Genomic DNA, 13622 nt, shown 5'->3' on the forward strand with positions numbered 1-13622 from the left:
ATTTTTCTCTGCTCATTTTTATGCTCCTTTCAGGCATTTTTTATTACCCGATTACGAGCAAAAAGTCTCCACATTATATAGGGGGTTAGAGAGCTATATGATTTTAACAATAAGGAGCACAAAACCCAATCAAATGAAAAAAAGCCAAAAAAATCAGAATGAACAAGAAAACAAGCAACATTTCGTGGGTTGGATGCTATTTGTTTTATGTGCTGTTTTTTTTATCGCATCAAGCATAAAGAATCGAGATGTATTAACTTTAATTGGTAGTATCTTCTTTTTAGTTTCATGTGTTTTTTTTATTATCCCGCTGGTAAAAAAAATGAAACCGCCAAACCAACTTGGAGAAACTGAAAACAACGATTTTGTTAGAAAATAAAACCTCCGAGCATCCTCACCAGAGCCCCCCCCATGGGCAATAGGAACCGGACAATTGAGCTGTCTACAGTTCCGGTCCGGGCCCATTGTCCATGGGGGGGGCGGCATCAAAGATTTACGGCTTAATTCTTCGTGACCATTGACAAACTTTTCAGGCCATTCAAATATAATTTACTTCCCAATAGTTAACAAATGCGTTAATATAAGTTTTATGGAATGGGAAATATTATATTATAACGAGGCTCTCCAGAAAAGAATTAGCAAGCTACGCTACCTTCAGGGATTCAGGCAAGATATATTCGTCTCACAGAAAGAATGCTTATTTATGGCCCAAACCTGGGAATGCCTCACACAAAAGCATTGAAAGGCGGCCTTTTTGAGCTTCGGATGAAATCAAAAGAGGGAATTGGAAGAATATTTTATTGCACTATTGTCGGCAAGAGAATCGTGATTCTACATTCTTTCATCAAAAAAACAAACAAGATTCCTTCCAAAGAACTCAAAATTGCCATCTCACGCATGGATGAGGTCAAAAAATGATGACACATGAAGAATTTACCAAAAAATTATTACAAAATGTAGAAGTAAAAAAAGAATATGATGCCCTTGAAGAAGAATTTTCGTTGTTTGATGAGCTGCTCAAAGCAAGAGTTAAAGCCGGTATGACCCAGACAGAAGTTGCCACCCGTATGGGAACAAAAACTCCGGCTGTAGCCAGATTGGAAGCGGGAGGTGGAAATAAAAAACACTCACCTTCAGTATCCACACTCCGTAAATATGCCAAAGCTGTAGGCTGTGATTTAGAGATCAAGTTGGTAAGAAAAAAACTAACGTGAGCAGAGCTCATATTGGATAATTTTACCAAAGTTTACGCCCGTTCCGGGCGTAAACTTTGGCATTAAAAACAACGACAAAAAGCTGCCGCGCCGGTCTGTTAAATTTTATCCAGGATGGCCATGACCTGGAGAAATTTTTCCCGGGATCTTTTTTCCATGGCCTGGGCCTGGGCCAGGATTTCAGCCTTATAATCCTCGTCCTCAATGTTGGCCATATTGATTAAAACGTTTTGAAAAGCCCCCCATATACCGGTTTCCAATGCCTTGGCACCCACCTGGACATCTGATTTAGATGCAGGATTACCGTGTTCCGCCGTTGTGATCAGGGCATCCCATGCTTTATCCCCCAGGCTCATGGTTTCCAGGGGTACCTGGATGGCGGTTTTAAGTCCGGCCTGCATTTTAACCTTGCGGGCAACCTTTTCCGCCTCCGTGTTTCTGGGCATGCGCAAGCCTTCCATGTATTCGTTAAAGGCCGAGGTGTCTTTATCAATCATCGGGATCAGAGACTGAGTCAAATCGTTTAAAACGGGAATGACCGCCTGCATCTGGGATTCTTTGGACTCAAATTTACGGACCCCCTGGGTCAACTTTGCCACCATGGCACCAAGGCCTGTGCCCATGGCAGCCATGGCAGCCGAAGCAGATCCACCGCCCGGGGCAGATGTCCTGGCGGCAACTTCTTCAATGAATTCCCTGACCGTCATTGAAGCCAGAGGTTCGTCAGGGGCCTGGGCCACAATGTATTCAATGATTTTTTCCTTGGGATTAAACTGCGCAACAGAGTTAAGGCCCAGCCGCTCCATTGCCAGGCGGACTTTCTGTTCTTCCTGGTAAATAAACAACCCTTCCTTCTCAATATAGTAGTCGGCTGCCATGACCAGGGATTCCAGGGGCACAATGCCCACAATTTCAGAGCCTGCAACGGCAATGTTGAGCTCATCAGCCTTTTTCTTTACTTCTTCAAACAGCACATGTATGGGAGTAACCTTGTAATTGTTCAGATTTACGGTTACCTGGGCCATGTTGTATTCATCCACAAACCAGCCCATTCCTTTTACATCCTTGAGCTTGCCGGGCTGCCCCTTTCCGCGTCCTGCTTCCCTCAGGTCCAGGGCGATTCTGTGGGCCTGGTTGGAGGTGCCCAAAAGGTTGACGTTGTAGGCAATGAGAAACATCCGGGCGCCGGTGGCCGTGGCTCCCCAGGTGGGGACAAATTCACTGGGACCGAAATCCGGTGCCCATTGAGGATCTTTAAGGCGCTCTTCCAGGGCCTCGTATTCCCCTTTTCTGACATCGGGCAGTTTTTTTCTGTACGCTTGTTCCGAGGCTTCTTCATAGAGGAAAAAAGGAACATTGAGCTCTTGGGCAGCCCGTTTGGCAAAGGTTTTAGAAATTTCAACACACTCTTCCATGGTCACGTTGGCCACAGGGATAAAGGGGCAGACATCCATGGCCCCGAATCTGGGGTGTTCTCCCTTATGGGCACGCATGTCAATGTTTTCCCTGGCTGCCCGGGCCCCGGCCAGGGCACCTTCAATGACGGTTTTTTCATCGCCCACAAAGGTGTATACCGTTCGATTGGTTGATTTTCCAGGATCCACGTCCAGAAGTGTGACCCCTGTGGTGCTGCCAATGGCCTCGGCAATGGCGTTAATTACAGTCTCGTTTTGCCCTTCACTGAAATTGGGAACACACTCAATAATCTTTTTCATTCCTAAACTTCCCTTTTACTGCAAGTTAAAATCCCCTCCGGCCATAACCGGAGGGGACGAATTTATTTCTTAGAAAATGCAATCCTGCCGTTTTTAATCACCGTTTCCACAGTGTTTACCCCAAGGTGATAGGGGATGAACCGGTAGGAGGGGTATTCAAGGATAACCAGGTCGCCCTGCTTGCCCACATCAATGGAACCCACGGTGTCGGCCCTTCCAATGGCTGCCGCGCCATTAATGGTCAAAGCCGTCAATGCTTCTTCAGGGCTCAATTTCATATAAAGGCAGGCAAGGCCAAAAATAAGGGGAATGGAATTGGAAAAACAGGATCCCGGATTAAAATCCGTTGCCAGCGCCACCGCACATCCCTGGTCAATCATGTTCCGGCCCCGGGCATACGCCTCTTTCAGGCTGAAGGCCGTTCCCGGAAGCAGGGTGGCCACGGTGCCGGAATGGGCCAGATCAAGTATGCCCTGTTCCGAAGCCTGGAGAAGGTGATCCGCAGATACAGCCCCCAGTTCGGCGGCAAGTTCGGCACCGCCCAATTGTACAATTTCATCGGCATGGATCTTGGCACCAAATCCCAGGTCCTTGGCCCTGGAGAGAAGCCGCCTGGACTGATCAACGGAAAAAACATTTTTTTCGCAGAAAATATCGCAGAACTCAGCCAGTCCTTTTTCCTTGATTTCCGGAAGCATTTCCATGACATGATCGATGAACGCGTCTTCTTTGCCTTTGAACCCATCGGGTATGGCATGGGCACCAAGAAAAGTGGGGGCAATGTCCAGGACATGGCTCTTGTTGAGACAGGCCATTGCCTCCAGCTGCTTAAGTTCGGTGTCACGGTCCAGACCGTAGCCGCTTTTGCCCTCCACCGTGGTCACCCCAAAAGAGAGCATGGAATCAAGCCGTCTGGCGCCATCCGTGACCAGGGTTTCCAGGGAGGCTTTGCGGGTGGCCCCCACAGAGTTGGCAATGCCGCCTCCCCGGTTCATGATATCCATGTAGGAATCCCCTCGGAGCCGCCAGGCAAATTCATCGTGCCTGTATCCTCCAAATATAAAATGGGTGTGGGAATCCACAAAACCGGGAAGAACCGCCTTGCCGGCAGCATCTATGACGGTAATGTCCGGGTCTATTTCCCTGGCCACTTCTTCGGAGGCACCCACGGCGGCGATTTTCCCATCCATAATGAGCACACCACCGTCTTCTATAATGCCCAGCTGGGACATTTCCTCACCCTTTTTTGCGGTGAAACCTCTACAGGTCACCACCTGGGCAGCGTTTTTAATAATCAGGTTTCCGTTCATTTTTCCCCGGTTTATTTAATGCGTTCATCAACAAGGTCTGATATCATTTTATCGTCAGCCACATAAGGAATGGTCACATGGGCCTCTCCCTGGGACATTTCGTTAAAGCTCACACAGGTTTCCATGGAATGTTCATTTCTGGCCCATGCCCGCCGGGCAACACCGCCCATGACATCCCAGAGCATGGCCCGTTTAATAATGGAATCAATCCTTGCACTGCCGTCCAGGACCAGTCCAAATCCGCCGTTAACCGCCTTGCCAATGCCGACCCCACCGCCGTTGTGAAGGGCCACAAGGCTCATGCCCCGGGCACAGTTACCGGCAAAGCACTGAACTGCCATGTCGGCCATGATATTGGAGCCGTCCTTGATGTTGGCGGTTTCACGGAAGGGAGAGTCAGTGCCTCCGGTGTCATGGTGGTCCCTTCCCAGCATGACCGGACCGATTTCTCCTTTTCTCACCATATCATTGAATTTCAGCGCAATGTTCACCCGTCCCATGGCATCCTGATAAAGAATTCTGGCCTGGGTGCCCACAACCAGTCGGTTTTTGTGGGCATCACGGATCCAGATATAGTTGTCCCTGTCCTGGAACCTGCGGTCGGGGTCAATGCACGCCATGGCAGCCTGATCGGTCTTGAGCAAATCTTCCTCTCTGCCGGAGAGACAGACCCATCTAAAGGGGCCGTATCCATAGTCAAACATCAAGGGGCCCATGATGTCTTCCACATAGGAGGGGAAGATGAAACCGTCCATGGTATTTTCACCGTTTTTGCAGATCTCGGTGATCCCGGCATCAAACACTGCGCGCATAAAGGCATTGCCATAATCAAAAAAGTAAGTTCCCCTGTCCACAAGGGTCTTGATCAACTCATAGTGGCGGATCAAAGACTCATCCACCTTTTTTATAAATCCTTCGGAGTCATCCTTGAGCATCTGGGTTCTTTGTTCAAAACTCATGCCCTGGGGACAGTATCCACCGCCATGGGCCACGTGGCAGGAGGTCTGATCGGAAAGAAGTTCAATGTGGATATTATTGTCCACAGCATATTCCAGCAGATCCACCACATTACCGTGAAAGGCAATGGCCAGGGCCTCTTTTTTCTCCACGGCAGCCTTTGCCAGCTCAAAACTTTCAGCCGGGCTCTGGGTGACTTTGCTGACCCAACCCTGGTCAAACCGGGTCATGATCCTGGATTCATCCACTTCTGCGATGATACCCACACCATTGGCGATCTCAATGGCTTTACCCTGGGCACCGCTCATGCCCCCCAGCCCGGAGGTGACAAACAGTCTTCCGGTAAGATCTCCGTCTTCGGGAACCCCAAGCTCCAGGCGGGCAGCATTTAAAAGGGTACCATAGGTGCCGTGCACAATACCCTGGGGACCAATGTACATCCAGCCGCCTGCGGTCATCTGGCCATAGTTGGCAACCCCCAGAGATATGGCCCGCTCCCAGTTTTCCTGGTCATTGAACAGTCCCACCATCATGGCGTTGGTGATAATGGTTCTGGGTGAAGAAGGAGAGGATTTGAACAATCCCAACGGATGGCCGGATTCCACCACCAGGGTCTGGTCTTCGGTGAGGTTTTCCAGGTATTTTTTTATGAGATGGTATTGCATCCAGTTCTGGCAGACCTGTCCGGTTTCTCCGTAGGTGACCATTTCGTAGGGGTAAAGGCCGATTTCAAAGTCCAGGTTGTTGTCGATCATGACCTGGAAAGCCTTGCCTTCGGTGCAGCGCCCCTTGTAATCGTCAAGGGGAAGGCCTTTGATGCGGCCGGCAGGTCTGAACCGGTATCCGTAGATACGGCCAAAGGTCATCAATTCGTCCAGGAATTCCGGTGCCATTTTTTCGTGCCATTCTTCAGGCAGATATCTCAAGGCGTTTTTAAGGGCCAGGGCGATTTCACCCTTGTTCAGGTGCAAGGGGCGGCTGGGGGCCCTGCGGATACCCTCTTCAAATTCAGGCATCTGGGGCAGTTCAGTGAAAATGTCCTGGAGAGTGATGGTCATTGCATTGGAAACATCGATATTTTTCATGGCGGTTGTCTTTCCTTTTTTAAATAATTTTATTTTCTGCCAGCGTGCTGATGAACTCATCGTCAAATCCGAGTTCATTTTTCAACACCTCTTTGGTGTGTTCACCCAGGAGGGGAGACGGTCCCTGGATGGATGCCTTTGTCTGGGAGAATTTTACAGGCATGGCCGGAAGCCTTGTGGGACCCGCAACGGGGTGTTCCACATCCACCAGCATTTGTCTGGCTTTAATGTGTTCGCTTTCTGCAATCTGCTGGATATTGTAAATGGGAGACGAAGGAACCCTGGCCTGTTCAAGGATCTCCAGAACCTGATCCACGGTTAATTTCTTTGACCAGGTATGGATGATCTCCTTAAGGGCAGTATCGTTTTTTCCTCTGATGGTGTCTGTTAAAAAACGTTCATCTTCCATAAGTTCGGACCGGCCCATGGCCTCGCACAGTCTGGAAAATCCTGTATTATCAAAGGTGGCAATGGTGAAATACCCATCCCGGGCCTCAAAAACATCATAGGGATAGCTTGTGGGATGGCGGGAACCCATTCGGTCCAACACTTTTTTATCGTCCCCCAGATAAGAGAACAGGGACATTTCCAACAAAGAGAAAATTGAATCCACCATGGAGACATCAATGGACTGGCCCTGTCCGGTTTTTTCCCTGTTCAGCAGGGCCGTGACAATGGCAAATGCCGTGTACATGGCTGTGGAGGTATCTCCCAGGGAGACCCCCACCCGGGTGGGAGGCGCTCCTTTCTGGCCGTTTACACTCATGATGCCCCCCATGGCCTGGGCCACCAGATCAAAAGCAGGCAGATGTTTCATGGGGCTGTCCTGGCCAAATCCGGAGATGGAAGCATAGATGATGCCGGGATTGATCTCTTTAACTTCAGGGTAGGACAGGCCCAGCTTTGCCATGACCCCGGGCCGAAAGTTTTCCACAATGACATCTGATTTTTTGATCAGGGATTTCAGGATCTCAAGCCCCCGGGCCTCCTTAAGATTTAAGGTGATGCCCTTTTTGCCCCTGTTCAGGGACATGAAATAGAGACTTTCCCCGTTGACGGCAGCCGAGGGTTCCCTTGCGCCGTCTCCACCCAGGGGATGTTCCACCTTGATAACTTCAGCACCCATATCTGCCAGCATGGCTGTGCAGAAAGGACCGCTCAATACCCGGGTCAGATCCAGGACTTTAATATTTTTCAGTGCACTCATAACGCATTCTCCTTGTGGTGCGGTTTAGTTGAGCTGACCGATGAGCCGTCGGCTGATCAGATCCATCCGGGTAATATTTCTACCCAACAGGGTTCGTAAACATTTTACATCGCGGAAAAAGTGTTCCACTGGAAATTCAATCATATACCCCACCCCCCCGTGGATCTGCAGGGCTTCGTCGGTGAGATATTCGGCCAAATGCTGGGCAGAGAGCTGGGCTGCGATCAAATCCGTCAGTCCGACGCATTTTTTGTCACAGGCCCGGGCCGCTGAATAGACCGAGGCACGGCCTTCTTGAAGTCTTGTATACATGGCGGCGATTTTCTGGCTGATACCCTGGAATGCAGCGATCTTGCGGCGAAACTGCTCCCTTTCCTTGGCATACCCCAGGGCCAGGTCAAAGGCTCCCTGGGCCATTCCCAGAAACATGGCCCCAGTCTTGATCAAAAGATTTTTCTCAAGGATGTTGACCGGATCAACCCCTTTTGTATCGCAGGTGATCATGGTACCTGTGGACACCCGGGTGGACTCAAACTTCACACTGTTCCAGTGTGTCATGTCCATACCCAGTTTTTTTATGAGCTCAGACACGGCAATGCCGGGCATATCTTTGGGAAACAGGAGTAAAATCCGTTCGCCTTGGCCGTCTTCGGGATGGGCCACAGTGAGGAAAAAATCGGCAATATCGGCATTGACCACCACAGATGCTTCCCCGTTTAAAACCAGGGTGTCATCGGTTTTCCGGTAGCAAATGGGGCCCGGCTCCTGGCCCAGTTCCGGGCAGATCAGGGCGGTGACGGATTTACCTTTTAGCAAGGGGGCGTTAAGGGCTTTGATCTGTTCCGGGGTGCCAAACCGGGCCACAGTCTCGGCCCCGGCATCGGCAAAGGACAGGGCCAGGCCCATGGTGGAATCCCGGCGGCACAGCTCTTCTGTTACCAGGACACTATCCATGATTCCGCATTCCTGCCCCCCGGCGGATTCCGGCCAGGTCAGGCCGATGAGATCCAGTTTACAGGCGGTTTTAAGTGTCTTTTTGGGAAATTGTTGTTTTTCCATGAGGTCCAGAATCTGGTCGTCATCAAATTCGCCCCGGGCAAAATCCCTTGCGGCTTTCTGTATAAAGGTCTGTTCTTCTGTGAGTAGGCATGTCATGGGTTTATCTCCTTTTCCTTATAAGGGGCGCTGACCGGCGAGCAGTTTACGTCCAATGATGATCCGGTGTATTTCTGCGGTGCCTTCAAAAATCCGCAAGATTCTTGCATCCCGCAGAATCCGTTCCACCACGTTTTCAAAAAGACAGCCGTCCTTTCCGAAAATTTCCATGGCCTTTTCAACCACCCGGCCCACCATCTCTGACCCGTAAAGTTTACACATGGCAACTTCCAGCTGGGCATCTTCCTTGCGGTCCATTTTGGCAGCCGTTTTATAGAGTATGGTTCTTGCGGCGTAGAGTTCTGTGGCCATGTCGGCCAGGAGCCACTCAAATGACTGGTACCGTGAAAGGGGTTTATCGTTGAATTTTTTGGAGGTGGCATATTCCACAGCCATGTCCAACAACCGTGTGGCCATACCCACCGAGGTGGCGGCAACTCCCATGCGACCTTCATCAACGGTTTTCAGGGCCACTGTCAACCCTTTGCCCTCGGTACCGATAAGATTTTGAACCGGCACCGGGGTGTCCTTGAAAATCACTTCACTCTTGTGGGAGCCCTGCATGCCCATGGACTGGTGAACATTACCGATGGAAATACCCGGAAAATCCTTTTCCACGATAAAGGCAGAAATGCCTCCCTTGGCACCTTTGTCCGGATCTGTGACGGCAATAACGATGAAAACATCGGCAATGGGTGCATTGGTGATAAAATGTTTCATGCCGTTGAGCAGGTAAACATCCCCTTTTTTTTCAGCCGTGGTGGTGATGCTGGCGGCGTCAGATCCGGCATTTGGTTCAGTAAGGGTAAAGGCGGAAATCCATTCGCCGCTGGCCAGCCTGGGCAGATATTTTTTTTTCTGCGCTTCATTACCGTCCAGGACAATACTTCTGGAACCCAGGCCGTTGTTGAGGCTGATGATGTCCATAAAGGCGAAATGGGTCTTGGCCAGCTCTTCTTCAACTGTGCAAAAGGCCGTTTTGCCCATGCCCATACCCCCATATTCTTTGGGGATGGTCAGTCCGAAATACCCCCTCTCTCTCATTTGGGCCAGAATATGCTCGGGAATCCGGTTGTTGCTTTCAACATCCTGCTCAAATGGTGCCAGCTCTTTTTGTGCAAATTGCCGGATTTCCATTCTGAGCGCTTCCAATTGATCTGCTTGCAAAAGGGTCATCACTGCCTCCTTGGAAAAGGTATAAAATCAAATGAATCAGTGGTTAATCATTTTAGTTAGCTTTTTATATAACTACTTATATAATTACTTAAAAGGTTTTGTATTTGTCAATAGTTTTTAATTTTTTTTGGAAAAAAGGAGGGTAATCAGGGCTTTGAAGAAAGGACTTTTCAAGGGATAAAACGATTTTTCGGCATGATTCATTTTCCAATTTACACTTTTCAAAAAAATATGCCCATTTCCCGGGAACACTTCATCGAAAAGTGTAAACTACTTTTGAAATTGTATGAAAAATGCCGATTTTTCAAACTGAAAAACGCAATGGGAAGAACAACCAATCACGATAACGAGGTATTCAGGCAGGTAAAGAGCAGCTGGAAAAATCCAGCCAACACGTGGTAAAGAATCCGGCCCTTAAAAAATAAAGGTATGAGCCGGCTGATGATTTTTTTTGTGTGGCAGGCAGGTATGGCAGGTAGGATTTTATTGCGGCCCTGTTGCATCCGGCCGTGTTTTTAACTTATTTGATCTGTATGCAGATCATATTTTTACCCTGGATTTGCCAGGAGTGGCAGAGTTTTGCCTCGCCTGTCTGGTGAAAGAGATGGCCGGCGGGCAGGTGGATTTCATTTTTCCCCGGCCGGTTCAGAAAGGTATCGTGTTCAGGGGCATAGATCAGAAAATCTGTGGCATTAATTTCCAGGTCATAACGTCCTTGTGCCTTGAATAGATCCACAGAGGCGGAGTATCGGTCCTTACGAACCATGATGTTGAAATCCTGGATCGGGCCGTTGAGCAAGGTGGCACGGGTACCGGCATCTCCGGAAAATTGTGCCAGATCATAAGGGCTCCGGAATTTATGGTTCTCACCGGTGGCACAAAACAGGTCCATGCCCTTTCCCTCCAGCATGATCAAAATTCGGTCATACCCTGAAAAATCTGAAAAAAAACCGTCCCTGTCCACCACGGCCCGGCTGATGCGCCAGTCAAAGGGAGCATCTTTTTTTGTCTGTTTAATCATCAATTCACGGGTCACCCCCTGCCCATTTTTCCAGGGCAGATCCAAAAAGTCACTGGGTGGGATAATGGTATATTTCATTGTATTTTCCGGCATGGGTGCTTATCCCATGATTTTATAAAGCTGTGCAAAGGAAACAGTGGCGCCTTCTTCTATTTCTTTGAGCTTGAAATTATTTTTCTGATATAATTTTAAAATATTGGAACTTGCAGTTTCCACACTGGCGGTGATTTCCGTGATCCCTTTTTTTTCCAGTTCAAGGGATGTTTTATCCAGTAATATCTGTATGATCTGATCTGATATCTGTTCTTTTTCAAATATTAATGTTAACCGGGCCGTTTGGGTGGGTGCGTCAATGGCGGCGGCACAGGCGGCAATGGTCCGGTCCCCAAGAACAGCCAGAAGGATCACATGGGTTTGGCTTTCATATACAAGTTTATGGGTCTGATTGATCCAGTCCATGTTGCCCTGAATGGTGTCGGGGTTTTCTGCGATCCAGTTAAGTGCCAGGGCCATGAGCCCCTCGTGGTAGGCTTCGGCATAGGGGACGATCTCAATTTTTTCAAGAAAGCGATTGAACTGAAGTTTTTTTTCAACCAGATCCACAAGATCAACGCGGTCCATCTCATCTTCCAGTTCTTCCAATAGCTCAAGGGCTTTGGAGGATGCGCCTTCACTTCTGGGCAGTTCATGCATGGTTTCCAGCAGGGCCCGCCATACCGGCTTGATTTCGCTAAGTTTTTCTTTTCCTGCATTGGTAAGTATAACTTTTTTGACCCGCTTATCTTCTTTGTTCTGCTGAATGTTGACAAATCCCTTTTTTTTCAAAGCGGTGACGATCTGGCTGGCGCCTGGATGGGTGATTTCCAATTCCCCGGCAACCTTTGAAATAGTGACTTCTTTGTGTCTACTCAGAAGATAGAACACCGGGAACCAGCTGGCTTCAAAACGGATACCCTGGTCGGCATAAATTATTGAAAGATCATTAAAAAATTTATCGCTCAACCTTTTAAGCCGTGTGCCGAACAAGAGTGTACCGGTTTTTTTATAAAGGGACATATCAAGCCTTTTCATTATTAATTATATAAATGCCCCATAAAAAACACATACACCCCGTACTTTGCAAGCAATTTTCCTGATTTTCCCGGGGCAGCCGCGCATGCCCCGGGAATATGACAAATTTAATTAAAAAATGATGTGGGCCGCAATGGCTACCAAGGGAATGGCAATGATGGTACGGATAAAGAAAATGGCAACAAGTTCCCACACCTTTAATGGAATGTCTGCTTCCAGCATGGCATTGGCGCTTTCTGTGAAAAATATGACCTGTACCGTGGACAGGGTACAGACAAAAAACAGGCTCATGGTGGATACTTTTGCCCCGGATGCGATGATGATGGGCAGCGCAATCTCGGTAATGGATACCAGGACTGTTGAGCCAATGGCCTGTGCATCGGGAAGGCCCATGAGCTCGAGTATGGGAGTAACAGGAACACCCAGCCAGTCAAATACCTGGGTATAGGTGGCCAGAATCAGGGCCAGGGTGGCAATGGAAACCACGTAGCCCACAATTTTCTGTGCAAATTTTACCGCATCAATAACACCCTGGGAAAACATCCGGGGATTGGCTCCCGCCGCCTTTTCCATGGCAACACCGGCGGCTTCGCCGATAATCTTTGGGCTCAATGGGGCGGGGGTTCGCATCTCTTGTGTTTGTTCCCGACCGTCTATATAAACATCTTTTTTCAAGGACAGGGGGGGAATCCGGGTCACAATGGCCGCCAGGATAAAGGTGATAATAAACGAGGAGATAATCACATGGGGAAGGTATTCCATGATACCGCCGATGGAGGTCAAAAGGGCGAAAAAGCCAAGGGAGCATATACTGAAGTTAGTGGCGATGCTGGCCGATTCCCGCTGGGTATAATACCCGTTTTTATATATTTTATTGGTGATGAAAATTCCCACAGCCGGATCGGCCACAAAAGATGTCACCGCATCCACAGCTGACCTGCCTGGAAGGCGATAAATGGGTCGCATCAAAGGTGCCATCAGGGTGCCGATAAATTCGAGAAATCCAAATTCGGTCAAAAACATCACCAGGGTGCCGGCAAGGGAAACCGTGAGTAGAACACTGCAGCCAATGTGAAAGGCCAGACCGCCGATATCCTTATGGAGAAGCCATTCCGGCCCGATCTTAAAGACGATCATAAACCCGAAAACAGCTGCCAGTCCAAAGAGAAAACCATTAAAAAGACCGTCTTTTTCATGGTATTTCTTAAATACGGGAATCTGTGTGGTCCTGGAAAGAATCCAGGTGACAAACAAGAGGACGACAACACCCAAAGTAAGATATTCCAGGCCTTTTCCAAGAAATTCCTTGATTAAATCAATGATCAGGATCAAAGGAATTTTTGATTCTCCAGATGCCGTGGAAAAGGGAATAAAAAACAAAATAATCCCCACCAGGCTTCCGGCGATTGATTTGAAGGCCGCTCCCCCTTTGGCGCTCTGCTCCATGGCCTCATCCTTTTTCAAAGCTTCTTCCATCTGTCACTAACTCCTTTACACATTTATATTGTTAATAATACGAACAGCATCGATGGACCAGACTTTTTTTCCGGTTGGCGGCGCTGCCGTCCAAATCCATTGATCCCTCCTTTTGCGAAAATATGCACATTCAGTGGTGCGTAATAAATTATTTTTGAATTTATATTAGTATTTATATAAAATCTTATATATGTGCCAATCCTTATTTGTCAAGACTTTTTTGGGGTTGGATATG

The 13622-nt window shown here is 48.6% G+C and carries 12 protein-coding genes; 3 read left to right on the top strand and 9 right to left on the bottom strand.

All coding sequences use genetic code 11. The features are described from left to right. The 3 genes from B9A32_RS19320 to B9A32_RS19330 all read left to right on the top strand — a co-directional run. Positions 1-379: DUF3784 domain-containing protein (locus B9A32_RS19320; RefSeq protein ID WP_084071610.1), on the top strand; the 379-nt coding region annotated here is incomplete at its 5' end. 314 nt (positions 380-693) lie between these two features. Then, on the top strand, positions 694-918 hold the full coding sequence (locus tag B9A32_RS19325; RefSeq protein WP_232367243.1) for a type II toxin-antitoxin system RelE/ParE family toxin: 225 nt from the start codon (positions 694-696) through the stop codon (positions 916-918). Further along, positions 915-1214: a helix-turn-helix domain-containing protein gene (locus B9A32_RS19330; protein WP_084071611.1), complete on the top strand. Its 300-nt coding sequence runs from the start codon at positions 915-917 to the stop codon at positions 1212-1214. The genes B9A32_RS19325 and B9A32_RS19330 overlap by 4 nt, the downstream gene beginning before the upstream one ends. Positions 1215-1312: 98 nt before the next feature. Here B9A32_RS19330 and ftcD read toward each other — a convergent pair whose 3' ends face one another. The 9 genes from ftcD to B9A32_RS19380 form a co-directional block, all read right to left on the bottom strand. Continuing rightward, a complete protein-coding gene (gene ftcD / locus B9A32_RS19335) occupies positions 1313-2929 on the bottom strand; it encodes a glutamate formimidoyltransferase (protein ID WP_084071612.1) in 1617 nt (538 codons plus the stop codon). A gap of 62 nt (positions 2930-2991) precedes the next feature. Beyond that, entirely contained in the window at positions 2992-4239 is a 1248-nt protein-coding gene (hutI, locus tag B9A32_RS19340) for an imidazolonepropionase (protein WP_084071613.1), read from the bottom strand. 11 nt (positions 4240-4250) lie between these two features. Further along, positions 4251-6281, bottom strand: a complete 2031-nt coding sequence (locus B9A32_RS19345; RefSeq protein ID WP_084071614.1) for a urocanate hydratase — start codon at positions 6279-6281, stop codon at positions 4251-4253. A 19-nt stretch (positions 6282-6300) separates the two neighbouring features. Continuing rightward, a complete protein-coding gene (locus B9A32_RS19350; RefSeq protein WP_084071615.1) occupies positions 6301-7488 on the bottom strand; it encodes a CaiB/BaiF CoA transferase family protein in 1188 nt (395 codons plus the stop codon). A 24-nt stretch (positions 7489-7512) separates the two neighbouring features. Then, on the bottom strand, positions 7513-8643 hold the full coding sequence (locus B9A32_RS19355) for an acyl-CoA dehydrogenase family protein (protein WP_084071616.1): 1131 nt from the start codon (positions 8641-8643) through the stop codon (positions 7513-7515). A gap of 18 nt (positions 8644-8661) precedes the next feature. After that, the gene (locus B9A32_RS19360; RefSeq protein ID WP_084071617.1) at positions 8662-9819 is read right to left on the bottom strand and encodes an acyl-CoA dehydrogenase family protein; all 1158 of its coding nucleotides are present in this window, start codon (positions 9817-9819) and stop codon (positions 8662-8664) included. 520 nt (positions 9820-10339) lie between these two features. Next, positions 10340-10918: a HutD/Ves family protein gene (locus B9A32_RS19370; protein WP_212638028.1), complete on the bottom strand. Its 579-nt coding sequence runs from the start codon at positions 10916-10918 to the stop codon at positions 10340-10342. Between the two features lie 21 nt (positions 10919-10939). Then, positions 10940-11911 (bottom strand): MarR family winged helix-turn-helix transcriptional regulator, encoded by a 972-nt coding sequence (locus tag B9A32_RS19375; RefSeq protein ID WP_084071620.1) that lies wholly within the window; start codon positions 11909-11911, stop codon positions 10940-10942. A 111-nt stretch (positions 11912-12022) separates the two neighbouring features. After that, positions 12023-13387 (bottom strand): YjiH family protein, encoded by a 1365-nt coding sequence (locus tag B9A32_RS19380; protein WP_084071621.1) that lies wholly within the window; start codon positions 13385-13387, stop codon positions 12023-12025. Positions 13388-13622: the final 235 nt, after the last annotated feature.

Origin of the sequence: Desulfocicer vacuolatum DSM 3385, from assembly GCF_900176365.1 — a bacterium.
GTDB classification, from domain to species: domain Bacteria; phylum Desulfobacterota; class Desulfobacteria; order Desulfobacterales; family Desulfobacteraceae; genus Desulfocicer; species Desulfocicer vacuolatum.